Origin of the sequence: Paenibacillus sp. ClWae2A (genome assembly GCF_032452295.1) — a bacterium.
In the GTDB taxonomy this organism is placed as follows: Bacteria; Bacillota; Bacilli; order Paenibacillales; family Paenibacillaceae; genus Paenibacillus.
In genome coordinates, this window is record NZ_JAULSQ010000002.1 from 440,578 (window position 1) to 461,672 (window position 21,095).

Annotated in this window: 14 protein-coding genes; 1 reads left to right on the forward strand and 13 read right to left on the reverse strand. The window is 46.4% G+C overall.

The features are described from left to right. Positions 1-26: 26 nt before the first annotated feature. Positions 27-2,345: an alpha-xylosidase gene (gene yicI / locus QVE09_RS08050; protein ID WP_315936393.1), complete on the reverse strand. Its 2,319-nt coding sequence runs from the start codon at positions 2,343-2,345 to the stop codon at positions 27-29. A 172-nt stretch (positions 2,346-2,517) separates the two neighbouring features. Here yicI and QVE09_RS08055 point away from each other — a divergent pair, with 172 nt between their 5' ends. Then, entirely contained in the window at positions 2,518-3,438 is a 921-nt protein-coding gene (locus tag QVE09_RS08055; protein ID WP_315936394.1) for a helix-turn-helix domain-containing protein, read from the forward strand. A gap of 166 nt (positions 3,439-3,604) precedes the next feature. On the opposite strand, the gene QVE09_RS08060 is transcribed toward QVE09_RS08055, so the two are convergent. The 12 genes from QVE09_RS08060 to QVE09_RS08115 all read right to left on the reverse strand — a co-directional run bounded on the left by QVE09_RS08060 (position 3,605) and on the right by QVE09_RS08115 (position 21,082). Next, positions 3,605-4,525 carry a hypothetical protein gene (locus QVE09_RS08060; RefSeq protein WP_315936395.1) on the reverse strand — a complete coding sequence of 307 codons (921 nt, stop codon included), beginning with the start codon at positions 4,523-4,525 and terminating at the stop codon, positions 3,605-3,607. A gap of 385 nt (positions 4,526-4,910) precedes the next feature. Continuing rightward, positions 4,911-6,770, reverse strand: a complete 1,860-nt coding sequence (locus QVE09_RS08065) for an adenine deaminase (RefSeq protein WP_315936396.1) — start codon at positions 6,768-6,770, stop codon at positions 4,911-4,913. A 312-nt stretch (positions 6,771-7,082) separates the two neighbouring features. Then, positions 7,083-9,458 (reverse strand): RNA polymerase recycling motor HelD, encoded by a 2,376-nt coding sequence (gene helD, locus QVE09_RS08070; RefSeq protein ID WP_315936397.1) that lies wholly within the window; start codon positions 9,456-9,458, stop codon positions 7,083-7,085. 244 nt (positions 9,459-9,702) lie between these two features. Continuing rightward, positions 9,703-10,164, reverse strand: a complete 462-nt coding sequence (locus QVE09_RS08075) for a pyridoxamine 5'-phosphate oxidase family protein (RefSeq protein ID WP_315936398.1) — start codon at positions 10,162-10,164, stop codon at positions 9,703-9,705. Between the two features lie 180 nt (positions 10,165-10,344). Beyond that, positions 10,345-11,412 (reverse strand): FUSC family protein, encoded by a 1,068-nt coding sequence (locus QVE09_RS08080; protein WP_315936399.1) that lies wholly within the window; start codon positions 11,410-11,412, stop codon positions 10,345-10,347. Between the two features lie 300 nt (positions 11,413-11,712). Next, positions 11,713-12,438, reverse strand: coding sequence for an HD domain-containing protein (locus tag QVE09_RS08085; RefSeq protein WP_315936400.1), 726 nt, complete (start codon positions 12,436-12,438; stop codon positions 11,713-11,715). Position 12,439: 1 nt separating this feature from the next. Beyond that, positions 12,440-13,879: an NAD-dependent malic enzyme gene (locus QVE09_RS08090; protein ID WP_315936401.1), complete on the reverse strand. Its 1,440-nt coding sequence runs from the start codon at positions 13,877-13,879 to the stop codon at positions 12,440-12,442. 206 nt (positions 13,880-14,085) lie between these two features. Next, positions 14,086-16,158: a beta-galactosidase gene (locus QVE09_RS08095; RefSeq protein WP_315936402.1), complete on the reverse strand. Its 2,073-nt coding sequence runs from the start codon at positions 16,156-16,158 to the stop codon at positions 14,086-14,088. Between the two features lie 131 nt (positions 16,159-16,289). Then, entirely contained in the window at positions 16,290-17,375 is a 1,086-nt protein-coding gene (locus tag QVE09_RS08100) for a glycoside hydrolase family 53 protein (protein WP_315936403.1), read from the reverse strand. A gap of 32 nt (positions 17,376-17,407) precedes the next feature. Continuing rightward, a complete protein-coding gene (locus QVE09_RS08105; RefSeq protein ID WP_076326910.1) occupies positions 17,408-18,286 on the reverse strand; it encodes a carbohydrate ABC transporter permease in 879 nt (292 codons plus the stop codon). A gap of 29 nt (positions 18,287-18,315) precedes the next feature. Beyond that, the gene (locus QVE09_RS08110) at positions 18,316-19,206 is read right to left on the reverse strand and encodes an ABC transporter permease (protein ID WP_074094500.1); all 891 of its coding nucleotides are present in this window, start codon (positions 19,204-19,206) and stop codon (positions 18,316-18,318) included. 190 nt (positions 19,207-19,396) lie between these two features. After that, complete coding sequence (locus QVE09_RS08115) at positions 19,397-21,082, reverse strand: type 2 periplasmic-binding domain-containing protein (RefSeq protein WP_315936404.1); 1,686 nt, start codon at positions 21,080-21,082, stop codon at positions 19,397-19,399. Positions 21,083-21,095: the final 13 nt, after the last annotated feature.

Here is a 21,095-nt window from a genome sequence, read left to right on the forward strand (position 1 = left end):
CCGTCCTTTTCTTTTACTATATCATTTTACAGTTGGATTGTAAGCGCGCTTGCGCCTGTGGCTGCCGTAACAACGACACCATTGGCACCAGACACTTGGGAACCACCTTCAACGCTGGATACACTCTCAATGCCGCGAAGCACCAAGTTCCATGGTTTTCCTGCACCTTCAGCACGAACGTCCAGTACTGATCCATTACGTGTAACGTTAACTGTCAACTCCTGTTCAGCCGCTTGGTTCACAACGACCGCTTGAGCCGTTTGACCATCAGCCAGTTCGAACAAGTGCAAGGACACATCATTTGCAAAATCGTAATCCGGTTTACTATCCACCGCACCCACAGCGATCAGACTGTTTGGCTTAATCATCATTGGCAGTGTTTTGAAGTCATGGTTTTCACTGATCCAGCGTCCACCTTGTACTTTCGCTCCTGTCAGATAGTTCGTCCAAGTTCCTTCAGGCAGGTAATAACGCACATCGCCTTCTTTGTTAAAGATTGGAGCCACGAGAATCGAATCACCAAACATGTATTGGGTATCCAGACTATAGGTTGTTGGGTCCTCTGGGAAGTCCAGCAGCATAGCGCGCATCATCGGAATACCTTTTACCGTTGACTCCACCGCAGAATTGTACAGGTACGGCATCAGGCTGATTTTGAGTTTGGTAAAGTCACGGACAACGTCCACGGATTCCTCGTCAAACAACCAAGGCACACGATATGAAGTGCTTCCGTGCAAGCGGCTGTGTGAAGATAAAAGTCCGAATTGTACCCAGCGTTTGTATACGTCAGGGCTCGCTGTACTTTCAAAACCACTGATATCATGGCTCCAGAATCCGAAACCGGAAAGTCCGAGCGAGAGGCCACCGCGAAGCGATTCAGCCATGGATTCATACGTGGAAGAACAGTCACCGCCCCAGTGAACCGGGAATTGTTGCCCACCTGCTGTTGCAGAGCGCGCAAACAGGGCAGCTTCGTTTTTGCCAATCTTCTCTTCGAGCAATTCAAATACAGCTTTGTTATAGAGCTGTGTATAGTAGTTGTGCATTTTAACCGGATCAGAACCATCGAAGTACACAACATCTGTCGGAATTCTTTCACCGAAGTCGGTCTTGAAGGAATCTACACCTTGATCCAGCAGGACTTCCAGCTTGCTCTTATACCAGTTCACAGCATCCGGATTTGTGAAATCAACCAGAGCCATACCTGCTTGCCACATATCCCATTGCCATACGCTGCCATCGGCTGTTTTCACCAGATAACCGTTCTCCATACCTTCATCGAACAAATAGGATTTTTCTGCAATATATGGATTGATCCAAGCACAGATTTTAAGACCCTTTTCTTTCAGACGTGCAAGCATGCCTTCCGGATCCGGGAACATCGCTTCATCCCATACGAAATCAGACCATTGGTATTCCTTCATCCAGAAGCAGTCAAAATGGAATACAGACAGTGGAAGATCACGTTCAGCCATGCCATCTACGAAATGGTTAACCGTTGCTTCATCATAATCCGTTGTGAACGATGTTGTCAGCCACAGACCAAACGTCCATGCCGGTGGAAGCGCTGGTTTACCTGTTAATTTCGTATAATTATCAAGTACATCCTTTGGATTGTCGCCGCCGATAATGAAGTATTCCAACGTCTCGCCTTCTACGCTGAACTGCACTTTAGAAACATTCTCAGATGCAATCTCATACGACACGCGCTCCGGATGGTTTACAAATACACCATATCCTTTATTGGACAGGTAGAACGGAATGTTTTTATAGGACTGCTCACTGCTTGTACCCCCGTCCTCATTCCAGGTATCGACGATTTGGCCATTCTTAACAAACGGCGTGAAGCGCTCACCAAGTCCGTAAACGTATTCACCAATACCAAGATCCAGCTGTTCGCGGAAGTACGCTTCCTTGCTTGGACCTGTAATATAACCTGCCGCTCTTTGACCGCTACCTGTAATCCGTTTTCCTCCATACAGGAAGCTGACGTCCCAACCGTTTGTTTTATCGATTTGAACTTCCAGATTGCCGCTTTTCAAAACAGCCCCTTGTTCATTTTTCGAGATGTCAACGTTTGCATCTTGCGTGTTAAGCTCAAATACAGGCCCTTTTTTCACTCCGCCTTTATGGTGATTCAAGGTTACACGGATAACGTTAGGCAAAGGTGAGCTGTACGTTGCTTTCAGCAATGTACCATTCAATGTGTCGCCTTTGGTACGAATATATTTAGTTGCCGCATATACGGTCACAGAATTGTCTTTTTGCACAATATCACGAATGTCAGTCGGGTTTTGAATGTGGTACCCTTCACGAGTCATCCAGAATCCATCAGTAAATTTCATGTTTTCTTTCCCCCTTTGGTTATATTATAATAATATTGATATTAATAACGAATTTCTTCTCTTATTTTGACCAAATATATCACAATTTTGATAATAATCATCCGATTCTTGAACATCATCGCCAATCCATGGAAACGATTACATTAATAATGATACAAAAGGAGAAACTGATATGGAACGTGAACGATTACGGGAAGACCGGATTCACGGCAATGCCATGTATCCCGTCAGTGTGTACCCGGATATTCAGCAACTGAACGGAGATAGCATTCTGGATTGCCACTGGCATGATGAGATGGAGTTCACCATGGTGACCAAGGGCTGCGCCGTCTTTCAGATCGATATGAACACCGTCGAGGTCCAAGCTGGAGAAGCCATTTTCATCAATCGTGGCGAGATTCATGCGGGGTATCTGAAGGGTGATGTTCCCTGTATATTCTCTTCCATTGTATTTAATCCCGAGCTGCTTGGCAGCCGCACCTTCGATACGGTCCAAGAGAAATTCATCGGTCCACTGGTACGCAAAAGGGTGATTCCCCCCAGTCATATCAATGCAGATGAGGATTGGGGACAAGAAATTCTGGATCTCCTGAAACGTATCTTTGCGGACCATGCTACCCGAACCGAAACGTGTGAAATGTCAACAAAAGCGTACCTGTATCTCATATTTGCCCGTATGTTCGAACATATGAGACCTGCTCCCCTCAAAGGCACCGTGGCTACTGGGAGTCATGACAAGGTAGAGCGCCTGAAATCCGTGCTCGGGTATATCCACAAGCGTTATCCTGAACCATTAAAGCTGAAAGAACTGGCCGATGAAGCCAATATGAGCGAAGGGCACTTCTGCCGTTTCTTCAAACAGATGGTGCAGAAAACCCCGGTTGATTACATTAACTATTACCGCGTTCAACAGGCCTGCATTCAGCTTGAGAATACGGATCACAAAATTGTTGATATCGCCATGGATGTGGGTTTTGAGCATCTAAGCTACTTCATCACTACATTTAAAAAGCATAAAGCCACCACACCTTCACAGTATCGCAAAATGTTCTATGAGAACGTAGCTATGGAATCTGCCTTGGTTCAGGTGTAAAGAAGAAGGTGCTCACAGCTCATCAGCTGCAAACCCCTTCTTTATCTTCTTTATCAACTTTCCAGCCAACGAGTAAAATAACGATCTGATCTGAGCCACATTGTCTCAGTTAGAACTCATCTCACTCGCTGCTATCAGCCTTACGCTTTGAAGCTAAACATTGGCCTCACTTTTTCAGTGTCTTCCATGAAGTATACTCATGTACGGAGAACCCGTTAAAGGACGCATGTACTGAAGCCATTTTTTCGACCAACTTCAACTGTGCTTCCATATAAGCAGATCCCTCTTCATAAAAAGTAATGAAGTCGCCTTCTTTACTTTGCTTTGTTTCCACGGCGATCGAGATCGTCTTGCCGAGCAGAGCTGCTTCTGCAAGTTCATCCTTCGCTACACTATAGATTGCAGCAGCTGTATCGCGGTAAGCCATAATGGTGATGGAATCAAACTTGCGAATCATCCAACTGCTTACGGCCATCGTGGAACCCGGAATCTTGTAGTTATCGAGCCAAAAAGGCAGATCAGCCGCTACCGGCATCTTCATCCGTGATGCTCGCTCAACAATATACTCCACATTGCCTTGCCACTGGGTAATTACACTGGCCTGATTGGTTTTCCATTGCGGGTGCACATGCGGCTCAATATCCAGATGAATACCAGCAAATTTCTCATTGGACAACGCCTGCGCCTGATATGCCTCGATCCAGTCCAGGAAAGATGCAATCTGCTCCCGGCTTTCCGTCAACCCCCAGGCTGATCTTCCATCCATGACGTCAACCGCTATGTTCTTGGCTCTCGCCTGGCGGATAAAACTTTTATACTCAGGAATTTTTATATCCCGGTTCATCTGCAGATAGATCGTATTGATTTTGTTCGCTGTAGCGTAATTTAACACCTCTTGAGGATTACTTCGGATCTGGGTGGTATCCCATACCCAAGTCGCTCTCACTGGCACATCAAGTTTTCCATGAATCGTTGCATAACTGTCGACTGAACCATCCGCTATGGCTTTGGAAGAACAGGCTGTACTCGCACACAGGATCAAACAACTCAGTAATACGATAAAACGGTAACCCCTTTTGCTTTTCATATTTGTACACTCCCTCTGAAGTTATCAGCTCTGACGTGCAAATCTGGATGAAATTGTGTCGTTTCATATTCATTTAATGGATACTTATTAGGTACGACGAATTCGGATTGCTTTTATATGCAATATCATCTTTAAGACTTACGACGAAAGAATCATATAACTATATTTCGGGAATTCGTAGTTCTGTATGTATAGTTCAAAAGTCACAATTATTCATTATTTTCAAATTCAATCCTTATTCCAGCATGACTTCAGTCATTATTGCCATATGTGCACCAAGCTCCAGAAGACCTAGAAAGCGTTTTCTCTCAAAACACACCAAAAAACCGCCCTAAGGCGGCTTTATATGGAACCCTATTTAATGATGTCTAGTCGACATTTCCGTTCATTCATTACCCGATGGAGCTACCGGTGTATTGTCAACCACTTCATCGAAAAGAGACACCAGTTCAATACCTTCTGCCGAGATCCGCACAAGCCCCTTGTCGGACAAACGTAATTCTGGAATCACAACCAGCGCGAGCAACGAAAGCGTCATGAACGCATTATTCAACGTACATCCTGCGGACTGTAAAGCTTCACTGACTGCTGCCGATTGGGCTGCAACGACTTCGAATGGCTCGGTTGACATCAAACCTGCAATCCGCAGCGGGAATTCGGTTACACCTTCCGCCGTTACCACCGCGACCCCGCCCTGCATACGAATGACACGATTACCGGCTTCAGCCATTAGCGCATCATCATTACCGATAATCAACAGGTTGTGACTATCATGAGCAACTGTCATCGCAATCGCCGCAGGTGATGTGAAGCCGATGCCTCCAACAAGCGCTACCGCTCGGTTCCCGGTTTGTTTGTGACGCTCCAATACCGCAATTTTGCATACTTCCCCTGAAGTTGAAACCACAACCTTACCGTTCTCTACGGTAACAGGCAGATGTTTCTCCTTCGTATCCACATGGTTCTCTGTGACATGAATAATTTTGGCACCAATCGTACCCTCTGTAATCGGTGCAGCCAGTTCCAGATCTTCTGGCTGAATATTAGCTTCTAACTTCACCGTGTTCAGCGCTTCCTCCGGGTACGTGAAGCTGTCCCAAACCGCCGTCATTTTCCCGTTCTCCGCTACAACTTGCCCGGCAGCAATCGTCATGCCCACACGTACATCCGCCAACCGGCCGTCCAGCAGAATAATATCGGCTATGTTGCCCGGAATAATGGCACCAATGTCGCGCGCAACACCAAAGCGCTCAGCCGTGTTAATGGTGGCCATCTGGAAAGCCGTAACCGGCTTCACCCCTTGAGAGATTGCTAGACGAACAACAAAATCCATATGTCCTTCTTTGAGCAGCGATTCAGAACTTCGGTCATCGGTCACCAGCATCATCCGGCGTGTATCCAGTCCAAGCTCAGTGCAGGCTTTGATCGTTTCGGCCACATCATGCCACGCCGAACCTTGGCGCATCTTTGCGTACATTCCGAGTCGCAGACGTTCAACCACATCTTCCTTGGTCACACATTCATGATCACCTGTAACGCCACTCGCTGCATACGCTGGCAGACGCCAGTCATCTGCAGCCCAGGTAAAGTGACCGTCTGCTACTTTACCTGCCCGGAGCGTTGCCTGTATCTCACCAATCATCGTCTCATCCCCATAGACCACCCCAGGGAAGTTCATCACTTCACCAAGACCAATCATGTCCGGACCCCAGGAAAGAGCCTCAGCTACCTCTTCAGGCCCGATATAAGCACCCGTTGTCTCCAGTCCTGGATGGGTGGAAGGCACACAGGAAGCCACCTGCATATAAGCTGCCATCGGTGTGGTCCGCGCTTCATCCAGCATCAGTCTCAGACCTTTGAGACCAAGCACGTTAGAGATCTCATGTGGGTCAAAGAAACCTCCGGTCGTGCCTGAAGGCAATACCGCTCTCGCAAACTCGGTTACTTTCATCTGTGTACTTTCGATATGGCAGTGTCCATCCAGCAGACCAGGAGCGATATATTTACCGTTTGCTTCAATGATCCGGGTATGTTCTCCGATAGTGTGGCTTACATCTTTACCGACATAAGCGATTCGAGCTCCCTGTACAGCTATAGACATCTCAGGCAAAATCTCACCCGATATCACGTTTACCAGCGTACCTCCCCGAATGACCAAAGTCGCCGGCAAATCTCCCCGTGCTGTAGCGACCAGATCAGGTACACAATCGGCCATAAGTGGCCGTTCAAAAGATGATTTGTTCATATTGTTGCCTCCTTTAATAAACGAACCCAAAAAAAATATATTGTTACGATTATATGAGTCCGGACCTCATGTGTAAAGAAAAATCACATCCATTGTGCTTGAATACAAATTATCAAGTCATTTTTATCCACGGGACCCAATCCTTACGAATTCACGTTAGGTATTTTTATCAATACGATCACCTATATGGCTGTAACCTCATCACGTATAATTCCCTCGCTAAGCTAGCTTCTTCCCGATCTATGTATCATATACAGAAAGACTCCCGTTCCATTGAACGGAAGCCTTCTTCATGCACATGAACGTGTTATGTCAGTCCACTTGCGCAGCAGACACCTTGCCAAGATCATACCATTCTTCCGACTGGGCGGTAATGAACGGACTCGGTGTGCCCACACAATAGACATGCAACAAATGCATCGCTCGTGTACAAGCCGTGTAGAACAATTTGCGTTCATGCTCCTGGGCATACTGCTCTGCAGAGCCGTCATAGATCAGGACAGCATCGAATTCCACACCTTTGGCCAGATACGCCGGGATGACATGAACACCCCGCTCAAAAGCCAGCGTCGTTTTTTTGATTAACTTCGGTGCTGTGGGCAGTGCCTTGCTCAATGCAGCATGTACGTCTCTGCTCTCTTCGGCGGTCTTGCAGATAACTGCAACTGATTCATATCCTTCCTTAATCAAGTGCTGGAGGTCTGTCGTGATGACGTTCATATGACGCTCGGCATCAGAAGAAACGATCACTTTAGGCTTCTCACCGCTACGGTTAAATGGAATAATCTCTTCCCCACCAGGCACCATGCCACGGGTAAACTCCACGATCTCCCGAGTAGATCGATAACTTCTCGTCAGCTCAATGACCTCTGTATTGTCTGGACCGTACAGATTAGTCAAAGGTCCTGTTCCACTAAGCACTGAAGAGTGGGCATAGATGGCCTGATTAAAGTCACCAAGGGCTGTTATTTTCGCCCGTGGGAACAATCTCTTCATAAATGCCAACTGAAACGCAGAATAATCCTGGGCTTCATCAATGATGACATGGCGAATATTGGAGTTAATATGGAATCCAAGCATAAGCTCACGCAAGTACAAGTATGGCGTAATATCTTCATATGCCAACTCCTGAAGCTTCAATCTGCGTAAAGTCATCTTACAGATTTCATCCCATTGAGCAGGGAGCGCTTCGTCACCCAGCAATCGCTCCATCTGAGCCTGATCGCTGAACAGATGTGCATACAATTGTCTTATATCAACGAATCGTAAGGACTTGATCCATTTCCGCAACGGTTTGAGTCGGTCACTAACCACCATACGTGCCAGAATTTCTCTTTCCTGCTCGAAGTCATTAAACGTATGGGTCTTCCCTTTTTGCTTGCGCTTCAACCGTTGATAGGCACGTTGCAGATCCTCCGGCTCCATCAGATCAAGCTGCTGATCCACCCAAGGCGCATCCAGTTCACCTTTACCAAAGGCAGACAGTTCTTTCAGCATCCAGTCCCGCAACATCTCCAGTCGACTCACCAGCTTAACGGATGACTCGAAACTGTAGAATTTCTCAGCCATAGCCTCTGACGTGACAATCGCTCGGCCCTGGAAGCGAACCGGCTTGAATTTCATGCCACCTGATAACATGCTTTCCTTATAACGTGTAATGACTTTCAGGAAAGATTCGGATGACTTGAAGCGAATGCTGGACATGCGCACATCATAATCGGGATCTTCCGTCCCCGTAAGTACATATTCGAGCTGAATAAACGGATCTTCCAGTTGATATTCACGACCCAAACGGCGCTCCAGATACTCCTGGAAGGTCGTTTGCAACATGTTTTCCTCCCCAAGCTCAGGCAGTACCGTGGAGACATAACTGTTGAACATTGGATTCGGTGAAAAAAGAACCATCTGATCCGCTTGCAGATGCTCGCGGTATTTATAGAGAAGATATGCTACGCGCTGGAGCGCGGCGGATGTTTTGCCACTCCCGGCTGCGCCTTGCACAATGAGCATACGTGTCCGGTCATTGCGAATAATCCGGTTCTGCTCCTTCTGAATAGTCGCTACAATACTCTTCATCTGTGCATCCGAAGTTCGGCTTAGCACAGCCTGCAACAACTCATCACCAATCGTAACCCCCGTGTCAAACATAAAACGGATACGTCCGTCCCGAATGACAAACTGCCGCTTCATCTCTATATCACCGCTGATCTCCCCGCTTGGTGTATGATATGTGATCGGCCCCGGTGCTCCGTCATAATACAAGTTAGAGATTGGTGCACGCCAGTCATAGACCAGAAAGGATTCTTCCTTCTCATCCAGCAACGATGCAATACCTAGATAAATCTGCTCAGCATTTGGATAACCATCTTCCTTGAAATCAATGCGGCCAAAATACGGTGAATGATGCAGTCGTTTCATTTTGTCCAACGCAGCTGCAGTATTCAGATGGCTGCGCTCTCGATCGGACAGTACCTGTGACTGCTGCCGCATGCTGGTTGAAGTCTCCCCGACATCATCCGCTTCACTGAAGTTCATCGTAACTTCGTCCCAGAAGTCTTTTCTCATGCCAACTACTTCGTCACGGAAGGAGCCTACTTCATCTTCTAACGTTGTGATCTTGCGCTCAATCTGATCGGTCACGGTGTTGACCCGTTGTTGTTCCTCATTCCATTGCTGATCTGTACTCATATGTTAATAGCCCCTCTTTCCCCGGATTGTGTCCTCAAAATCCCATTTGACAAGCCCGAAAAGGCAATGGTATAATTATTAGAAAGTAAACATTTTAATTATATGTTAATTAGTTCTAATTTTCTGAAAACCATTTTTTATTGTACCAGTGACAACGTCCCGATGCAAGCGGAGGCGTTTTTTGTTGTTTTCTTCTTCATTATTACCCAATCACCGGGTCCTCAACTGACTTAGCTACTCCTGCCTACTTTCGTAATTCTTCAATTGTCTCTTTCCAGCGTGTAATTGCTCCAAGTTCATCTTTTAATTGAAAGGTTATTCCTGAAGTGATCTCCGCATATGGCGCGTGATCCACACGTACATGGAGCACTTGTGCTTCAAAACGATCTCTCGGATGAACAGCCCCCTTCATCTCAGGCAGCCGTTCTACTTCTATACGGATATGCAACAATCGATGTCCTTGAACCGCAATCAAGGTAGCCTTGCCTGTTTTGCTCATGTTCATACTGGTCTGTGTCCCTTGCCATAGAGCCAGTCTAAGCTGATGCGGATTTATCGCAATCACTTCCCCCATACTAATCATCGCCTGATGCGGCCATTGATCCTCAGATACGGTCAGCAGTTGCATGGCTTCATGCTGTTTATGCTCCAGATTGGTCCCACTCAACCATTCCATTAGTTCAGCGTCCAATTCTTCTAAAATCATATCTCTATCCCTCAGTTCGTTAATATTCATTCCTGCCATTCAGCCTTATGTATGACAAAACAACCCGGACACGATTGTCCGGGCAATGTTGTAGTTCCATTGTATCTGATCACGAAGCAGATACACAATTCGCACTTAGAGAGGTTGTTCAAAAAGTCTACTTTTGATTACGAATCATGCCTAAGGCCACTTAAGCCAATTCAAAATTTTGTCCTGTGATTCTTTGTCTTCACTGGCGCTATGCACATGTTCGGCAAGTCGATTCAGACGTTCCAACTGATATCCATAATCATAAATGGCAGCAGCCACGATGGACAATCGTAACATCCCTTCCTTGTCGAGATCAAACTGGGTGATCGCCTGCTCCATGAAACGGTCATTATCCAATACAAACTGTGCGGCCTCTTCCCCATTAGGTTTCAGCTTATCCTCGAACTTGAGCAGTGCATGCTCATGGAATTTGATAACCAGTTCAAGATGTGAGTCAAAAAACTGATCCATGGCCGTTGTCCGCGGTGCCTGGAAATAGTGGCGTTCCACCGAATCCAGCACCTCATATCCTTTTTGCAGACTCAGCAGCATTTGTTTATAGACCACCATCTGACGAGTTTCGCTGAATTTCGAACGTTTCATCTTTTTCTGTTCCTCTTCGAACAAGTTATACTTGTCGGACAGAGACTTAATGGAACCTCCCAGGTTGCTTTTCTCCTCCCGGAATACAACTTCCTTGATCTCATCCGAGATCGAAGTTCGCAGAAGCAACGACATACCGCTGAATACACTATGGATCTGCTTCACGAACTGAACCTTCGGTTTCGGAGGAAATACCGTAATGTTGATGAGAAACGCCGATACAATACCAACCAGTGTCAACAGAAAACGATTGAGTGCAAAATGCCAGTCACCCGAGGCTTCCATAATGGATACAACCGTGACCAGTGTCAGGCCAACCGTTTCACCCATATTCAATTTAAGACAGATCATGATGACAAGTACAATAATTAATCCAACGGCGATTGGCTCATTGGACAACACCATGCCCCCCACCAGGGCGACAATAGCTCCCAGCGTGGTCGTTTGCAACTGATCCAGGAAGTATTTCCAGGAACGATAGATGGAAGGCTGCATGGCGAATATAGCCGCGATTGCGGCAGGCACGGGAGATTGCGGGTTCAAGAACAGGCTGCTTAGGTACAAGGCAAGCGTGACCGCGATCCCCGTCTTAAGTACACGTGCACCAAACGACATGGTGGTGACCCCTCCTCTTTACCGAACCTGAAATTTTACATTTGATAATCATGTTCATTATTACCCCATATTTCTTTTTTTGCCTGAATTCATTCAGGAGAACGATTTATTGTACCATGTAAGGTCTTTCGTTGCCATGTCATAAGTCAGAGGTATTGTGAAATTGATTTCTTTATGTATGTTAATACACATTATTAACCCAAAAAGAAGCAAATCTTCAAAATGGATTTTCGCCACTTCAAAGATTCGCCTCTGTTACTTATGATACCTCTGTGGAATGCTCATGCTTATTATGCCTGCCTAACGGTCCGTGCCCTCCCACTCCCTTTTGAACTGGTCCACAAACTGCACCATATAATCATGACGCTGTTCCGCCAGCTCCTTGCCATAGGAGGTATTCATCAGATCCTTGAGCTTGAACAACTTCTCGTAAAAATGATTTATCGTTGTGCTGCGCCCATTGCGATATTCCTCACGGGTCATCTGCTCCCGTGGGGAAAGGGACGGATCGTACATCTCGCGCCCTCTGGCCCCTGAAAAGGCAAAGGTTCGCGCGATCCCAATCGCACCCAGCGCATCCAGACGATCTGCATCCTGTACAACCTGTGCTTCAAGCGAACTGACCGCAGGACGCTGGCCTCCTGCATATGAGATGGTGCTAATAATACCCACAACCTTATTACGTGTATCCGGGTCAAGAGGCTGGGTATCCAGCCAGTCATTCAGTTTGGTCATCCCGGCTTCCAAGCTCTCATTCAACTTCTCATCTGGTACATCATGTAATAATGCGGCCAGTTCGCAGATAAATGGATCTGCACCCATGCGGTGAGCGAGTTCGACCGCAAGTGCGGTTACCCGTTCAATGTGCGGCCAGTCATGACCATCACTATGTTTGGAAGAGTCACCTTGAACAAAAGATCTGGCGGCTCGCAGAACTGCCTCTCCTGCCGTTATTTCATCTAGATTATGCATGTGCCCTAATTCTTGCAGATTCGGGCCGGCAGGTTGATGGGGGTTCTCTGACATCTTACGATTCCCCGCCTTCACGGGCCTGTTCACGAGGAATACGTCGTGCCACACCCGTTTTAACAGCTGCTTCAATCACGCGACTGCGCATCGATTTGACCACTTTATCATTGAACACACTCGGAATAATGTAATAACGTGTACGCTCTTCGTCCGTAATGGCAGAAGCAATCGCTTGCGCGGCTGCCAGCTTCATTTCTTCATTAATTTCAGTGGCTCGGCAATCCAGAACTGCCCTGAAGATGCCTGGGAAACATAACACGTTGTTGATCTGATTCGGATAATCGGATCGTCCTGTTGCCATTACCGCTACAATATCTTCCACCAAGGCAGGCATGATTTCAGGTACCGGGTTTGCCATCGCAAACACGATTGGATCTTCTGCCATGGTCTGTACATCTTCACGAGTTAACAGATTCCCGCGGGACAGGCCAATGAACACGTCAGCTCCGCGAATGACATCACGCAGCGAGCCAGTCTCCAATTCCGGGTTAGTACGAGCTGCATAGTCGCTCCAGACTTCATTCTCATAGGTTTGTGTCCGTACTATTGCACCCTCACGATCGACACCTATAAGTCGACTGGCTCCTGCAGACAATAATATGTTGCTGCATGCTACACCTGCTGCACCGATACCACAGACAACAATTTTCACATCTTCAATGGACTTGCCCACCAGTTTGAGTGCATTGATCAGACCGGCATATAACACAACCGCTGTGCCATGCTGGTCATCATGAAATACCGGAATGTCCAATTCCTCATTCAGACGACGTTCAATTTCGAAACAACGCGGTGACGAGATATCCTCCAGATTAATGCCGCCAAAACCAGGTGATATCGCTTTCACAGTACGTATGATTTCCTCGGTATCCTGTGTGTCCAGGCAGATTGGGAAAGCATCCACACCTGCAAACTGTTTGAATAACATCGCTTTACCTTCCATGACAGGCATCGCTGCACGAGGACCAATATTACCAAGTCCAAGCACCGCACTGCCATCAGATATGACGGCCACTGTATTCCGTTTAATAGTCAATGAGAAGGCTTTGCCAGGTTCTTCTGAAATGGCTGAACATACACGAGCCACATCCGGGGTGTACACACGGGACAGATCTTCCCGGTTGTGAATCGGGGTCTTGGGTGTTACTTCAATCTTACCGCCCAGATGAAGCAGGAACGTCCGATCCGATACGTTTATAATGGACACACCTTTAAGCTGGCGCACCCCTTCTATAATTTTACTGTTATCTTGTGCATCTGTAACTGCGACCGTCAAGTCGCGCACGCTCACATCCTGATTGGTGGAAATCACGTCGATGGCAATGATGTCTCCCCCAGCTTCCGAGATGGCCGAAGCCACTTCGCCAAACTTGATATCCTTAGTTGTCATTTCCAGTCGAATAATAATGCTGTTACCATCCAGATTTCTTTGATTCATTTCCATTCCTCCCAGACTGAAAGTCTTGAGTTACATGTTACGTGTTTGTCTTCGCTGCGCGGACACGTTTATCCTTTATCTTGTCCAGAAAAAGTGGTTCAACAGCCAAATACATAAATAAAAAGATGCCCTGAACACCAATGTCAGGCGTTCAGGGCACTCTTTTTGTATCTTAACTCCGTTGATAAAGTAAGGATGGACCTATATTATTTCCGGACAGCAGGTCTGCGCAGAACACAAATGTCATATGGCTTCAAGCTGAGACTTGTTTCCACAGCATCACCACTGAGCAGATCGGTATAGGACTGTCCATCTAATTCAACCAGCTTCTCATCTGGTGTGTAGTTCTGTACAAACACATAATCTGCCGTACCATCTGTACGCGTATGTGCCGTTGTTCCGGCAGGCAGCTCTGTTTCAAGTCCACGCTCAATGTTCAGGTCAGCGATTAGTTTCGCATAGAAATCATCATAGAATGGTGCTTTCAGACGTGTCGCTACATAATATGCTTTTCCTGAACCCAACTGGTTAACCGTCAATGCCGGACGACCGGCATAGAAGTCAGAACGATACGTAGCCAGTGACTTCGCACCTTCCAGATGAATCAGATCACACAGTTCAATTGCATCATACGCTGTATTGAGCTGAAGCTCATTGCCCTTCTCCGGGATGATTCCGTTCAGATCACGATCATGTAATCCGTCAATTTCCTCAGACCAGATGCCAAGTGTCTTACGCAGTGGGCCTGGGAATCCACCCAGGAAACACAGATCGTTTTCGTTAACAATACCAGACCAGTAAGTTGCTACAAACGTACCGCCTTGTTCTACAAACTTCTCAATGCGTTCCCCGACACCTTCACGTACCAGATAGAGCATTGGAGCAATCAGCAACTTGTACTTGGAGAGATCTGCATCCATATCGATAACGTCTACAGCGACTCCCTTTTTCCAAAACGCTTCATAATGCTCTTCCACGGTCTGCTCATACTTCACACCGATATTGCGCGGCCCCTGTGAATCATTAACGGCCCAGCGGTTTTCCCAATCAAATATGATTGCAACTTCTGCCGGAACCGCTGTTCCTACAATGGCTTCCATGCCTTCAAGAGCCGTTCCTACGTCGGTAACATCTTGGAACACACGTGTGTGTTCTGTTCCAACGTGGTCTACCACCGCACCATGAAGTTTCTCACTGGACCCCCGGCTCTTTCTCCACTGGAAGTACTGAACACTATCGGAACCGTGTGCCACAGCCTGGAGAGAAGAGAGCAAATGCATACCCGGTTTTTTCAGCTTGCTGACATCTTGCCAATTCGTTGAACTTGGAGTACTCTCCATCAGCAAGAACGGCTGACCGCCTTTGATGGAACGAACGATGTCATGCATCATGGCGATACGGGATGCCTGTTTTGCGTCGTCATCTGCATCATGCCAAGTCGGATAACTGTCCCAAGAGAGGAAATCCAGAATATCGGCGAACTTCCAATAGTTCAGACCGCCATAGAATTCCATCAGGTTGGTTGTGACTGGCAGATCGGGATTCTGAGCTTTCAATGGTTTCGTTTCATGCACGATAAAATCAGCTGTCTGATCCGTAACGAAACGGCGCCAATCCAGATTCATCGCGTGTACCTGTGTCTCACCGTGCGGAGCTGGAGATTCCACTTGACTCCAGTCTGTAACCGTATGGCTCCAGAATGTCGTCCACCACGAATGATTGAGTTCATCAAGGGTTTGATACTTCTTCTGAACCCAACCACGGAATGCTTCCTGACAATAATCACAATGACAGTCGCCGCCGAACTCGTTTGAGATATGCCAGCCGATTACAGCAGGATGATCCGAATAACGTTCCGCCAGTCTTGTGTTGATCGCAGTAACCTTCTCACGGTATACCGGGGAAGTATAACAATGGTTGTGACGGAAACCATGCAGATTGCGAACACGCTTCTCGGATACGCGGAGCACCTCCGGGTACTTTGCGGACATCCAGGCAGGTCTGGCACCACTTGGTGTAGCGAGGAATGCATAGATGCCGTTTGCTGCGAAACGATCCAACACCTGATCCAGCCATTCAAACGTGTATACGCCCTCTTCCGGCTCAAGGGATACCCATGAGAAGATACCAATGGACATCACGTTACACTTGGCAAGCTTCATCAAGCGAATATCTTCTTCCAAAACTTCAGGATAGCGGAGCCACTGCTCCGGGTTATAGTCTGCGCCATGCAACATGTGCGGGGCTTTGGAACTTACAGGTGGAAATTTGTATGTCATAAGGACAACTCCCTTGCTTTTTGAATTACAATTTTTATTTAATACAACAATATTCAAGGCTCAAATTACCAAGCATCATCTGGCATGACTTCATGTTTTTTATCAGATACAACTTGCGAACCTGTATGATATTACACGCATGTCACGGTAGCTGATTCTTCTTCAGTAGCGAGTGCTGAAAACGATTCCAACTTCCGACCTTTAAAATCAAACATGGTGAGGTTGCCCCAGTTATTCGGATGTCCGACGGACCATTCTTCTTTACTTGGTATCCAGGCAGGTTCCCAATAATAGAATCCGTGCCCCAAACCACCAGGAACTTCGCGAATAATCTGCAATAGATCCTTCAGATATTTGGTCTGTCCCTCTACACTTGCAGGGTATCCTGGTAACAACATATCTTCCTGATTCAAAATCCATTCAATGCCTTCCGGCTGCTCCAGCGTCCATGGATAAGCGGTTTCAACTACATTGATCGGTTTGCCATAACGCTCAGCCAGATCATGAAGATTGTCACGTAACGCATCAAGTGTGCCATGCCACCAAGGGTAATACGAAAGACCAATGATATCAAACTCCACACCCAGTGCTTCAAAGCGATCGTAAAACTTACGGCTCTCGGCGTTATCTCCACCACGATCAATATGTATCATAATCTGAATATCCGCGTCAACGGATTTGACCGCAGCAATTCCGTACTTCACAAGACCTGCAAAACGCTCCCACTGTTCATCCGTATCATGCTCTTCTCCACCGACACGTCCCTCATTCCATAACATGCCTGGCGTAATCTCGTTGCCGACCTGCACCATGTCTGGAAGCGCATCATGTTCTTTCAACGTTCTCAGAACGTCAGCCGTATACATGCATACTGCACGTTGAAGCTCTTCATAGGACAGATTCTCCCATGCTTTCGGCTTCCATTGATTGGCTGGATCAGCCCAGCGATCAGAATAATGGAAATCAAGCAAAAATTTTAAGCCCTTTTCCTTAATACGTTTGGCGATCTCCACCGTCCGCTCCAGATTGCAGAATCCACCAACAGGATCATTCCAGATTCGAAGTCGTATCGCGTTAGCGTCATTAATCTTCAGGATGGACAGCAAGTCTTGTTGCTTGCCATCCACATCACTATAACTCCCGCCATGCTGTTCGATTTCATCCATAAAGGACACATCCATTCCCAGAATGAATGTCTTTTCCGTCAAGTTGCTCACTGTATCAACCTCCATTAATTTGGGGTACAGGCTCAGCCTTTAACTGAGCCCAACGTCATACCTTTGACAAAGAAACGTTGCAGGAAAGGATACACAATCAAGATCGGTGCACTTCCGATGAAGATCTGAGCTGCCCTTACCGTAGTTTGAGAGAGAGCTTCCATTTCTTTTGGATTCATGCTCATGCTACTCATATCACGTCCAATAATGACCGTTTGCATAAATGTAGCAAGTGGGTAATCCTTGGCGTTATTCATGTAGAGCAATCCATCAAACCAGGAATTCCAGTGGAACACCATACTGAACAATGCAATTGTTGCAATGGACGGCATCGAAATGGGAAGGAAGATACTGAACAATGTTCTGAAATGGTTAGCTCCATCCATCAGTGCCGCTTCCTCCAGTTCTTTCGGAATACCGCGGAAGAAGTTCAGCATAAGAATGACAAGGAATGTGTTAACTGCCCCTGGGAGTACCAGTACCCAGAAGGAATCCATCAACCCGATCTTCTGGATAACCATGTAGAACGGCACCAGTCCCCCGTTGAAAATCATACTGAATACAAAAATCCAGGAGTAGATCGTTCTGCCTTTGAATTCACTATTCTCTTTGGACAACGGATACGCCGCCAGGAACGTAATCAGCAAGGTAATAGCTGTACCAATCACTGTACGTAGAAGTGAGATCCAGAGCGAGTTCAAGAAAATTGGATTGTTCATCGTTTTTTTGTAAGCCTCAAGTGAAAAACCTACGGGCCAGAGATTGACCAGATTGGCGTCGGCAGCAGCCTTTGTACTAAAGGATACTGCCAGTACATGAATCATTGGTACGATACACATAATGGCGACCAAAATCAGAAAGCAGGTATTGACTATATTAAACACGCGATAAGGCAATGATTTATGATACATCGTGGTCCCTTCTTTCTCTGTTCATTCGTTTAGAATATGCGATATCCAGCGTATTTTTTGGCTAAGCTGTAAGATACAAGTATCAAGATCATACTAATAACCGATTTGAACAATCCGATCGCGGTTGCAAAGCCCATCTCACCATTTTGCATTGCGGAACGATATACGAATGTATCAATGATGTCACCCGTTTGATATACGAGCGGGTTATACAAGTTGAATATCTGGTCAAATCCGGCATTCAGTACGTTACCAAGCGCCAGTGTTCCTACAACCATCAGCATCGGCACAAGCGAAGGGATTGTAATGTGAAGTGTCTGTTTCCAGCGTCCTGCTCCGTCAATCTCCGCTGCTTCGTACAATGCTGGATTAATTCCGGCAAGGGCAGCCAGGAAGACAATCATGTTATAGCCAAATTCTTTCCACACATCTGTCAGAATGACCGTAGATCGGAACCAACTGTTGTCTCCCAGGAAGAAATATGGCCCAAGTCCGAAGGTTCCCAGAACCCGGTTAACCAAGCCGCCTGTTGACAAGAGATCTATCAAAATCCCGCCCAGAATGACCCAGGACAAGAAGTGAGGTAAATAGACAAGCGTTTGAATCGTTCGCTGTATAGCCATCTTGCGAACCTCATTCAAAAGAATGGCAAAAACAAATGGAACAAATAAATTAAAAATCAGTTTAAGTACAGCAATAATCAATGTGTTCCAGATGACCTGTAAGCTGTCTTCACGTTCAAACAGATATCTAAAGTTGTCCAGCCCAACCCATTCAGAACCGCTAATCCCAAGCCATGGCTTGTAGTTCTGGAACGCCATAATGATTCCGCCCATAGGCACATAACTGAAGATAATCAGAAAGATAATGGCTGGCAACAGCATAACGTGGAATGGCCAAGTGCGTTTCAAAGTTCTCATGATTGCTCCCCCTGTATTTCTTCCTACTCAAGTACTCCCTGAGTGGCTTATAATGCGATTATATCAACCTTTTACGGGGTCCAAACAGCACATAAAAGCAATATAAATGGCACAAATTCAACCACTTTGCCTTAGCTTGAATAAACAAAAAAAAGCGCCCAGACGTTAGTCGTCTGAGCGCTGCTTGTAACTATTTTTTCACACTGTCATACCATTCGTTAACCTCTTGCGTAATCTGGTCACCGCCACCCGATTTCCACGTTTGTACAAAGGTATCAAACGCATCAACCGGATTCTTGCCATAGATAATTTCGTTAAATGCCTGATTCTCGATTTTGTTCAGATAGTCAAGCTTCGATTTCATCGTCTGTGTTGTCGGACCTGTGAACATGTTCTTGAAGGAAATTTCTTCTTGGCTCAGCAACACTTTCGCTGCTGCTGGAGTCTCTTTACCGTAATTGACAGCAACATCTTTTTCAAGCTTGGTTTCAGGCTCTTTGCCATTGGCCAAATTCATCAGAGCTTTCATCTGTGCATCTGGAATACGAGCACCGTCACGAACAAGCAAATAACGTACAACGTTCACATATCCGCCTTCGATCTCGTCAATCGGCATTTGTTTTCCATTTGCATCCAGTTGATAATCATAGCCTGCAAACAGACCGTTATCATAAGGGCTGCCTGGTGCCGGGTCTGCATAATTGTCGAACAGGTAGTTCTGATACGTAAAGAATGCTTCTGGGTGTGCCATATCTTTTTTGATCAATGTAACACCATTAACGAACTGTGTTCCGTGACGCATCGCTTTGCCTTCAGGACCGGTAGGAATTTCAATCGGTTTCCATACCGCACTCGGTACATTTTTCACTGTATCAAGAAGTGGCCATCCACTCATCCAGTAAGGTCCTGGAATAATGCCGGCAGTTCCTGCAACTGCTGGTTCTGCTGTTTTGTTCTCATCCCATAGAGCTGCTTCCTGCGGGATATACCCTTTTTTAAGCCATTCGCTCAATTTGGTCAGACCTTGCTTCATACCCGGATTAATGGAGCCATACTCCAGCTTGCCATCTTCCCCCAGATTCCATTGGAACGGCAATGTTCCATATGCTCCAAAGATCCAAGATGGGTCTCCCATCCATGTATTCATGGAAGTTTTGAAACCAATGCTGAGCGGAGTGACTTTATCAGGAGCCAAGCCGTCCGGGTTATTGTTTTTGAATGCTTCCATAACGGTTTCAAGCTCATCGATTGTTTTTGGTGCTTTCAGATTCAGCTTGTCCAGCCAATCCTGGCGAATCCAGAGCAAGTAATCATTGTTGTATGCGTAGTCCAGAACAGGGATACCCATTCTTTTGCCATCACGACTATATTGGTTCCATACGTTTGGATCTTGTTCAATTGCTTTTTTCCATGTGTCTGAAGCATACTTATCGAACAGTGGACCTACTTCTTGATACATTCCAGAATCAATCAGATCCTGAGCAAGCAGATTGTCTCCCACGTTTACAATATCAGGCATTTCTTGTCCTGATGACATGGCAAGACGAAGTTTGGTTGCAAATGCTCCATTTGTGTCTGTTACTGACCACAACGATTTGATTTCAATACCGAATTGATCTTTGGCCCACTTGGTTGCCACGTTATTTTCCATGGATTCGCCATTTTTGAATTTCAGTTCTGGATCAATTCCCCAGGCTGTTGTAATCGTAACTGGCGGATCGTATTTCTCTTTGTATTCGTTTTCAGTTCCTGTTGTGTTTGACGCTGCATTATCTCCGCCTCCACTGCCGCCTGAACATCCTGCAAGAACGACAGTCAGACACAGCGTTGTAGCGAGAAGCGACAAGAATCTCTTTTTCGTTGATTGCGCTCTCATGTTGTTCCCCCTT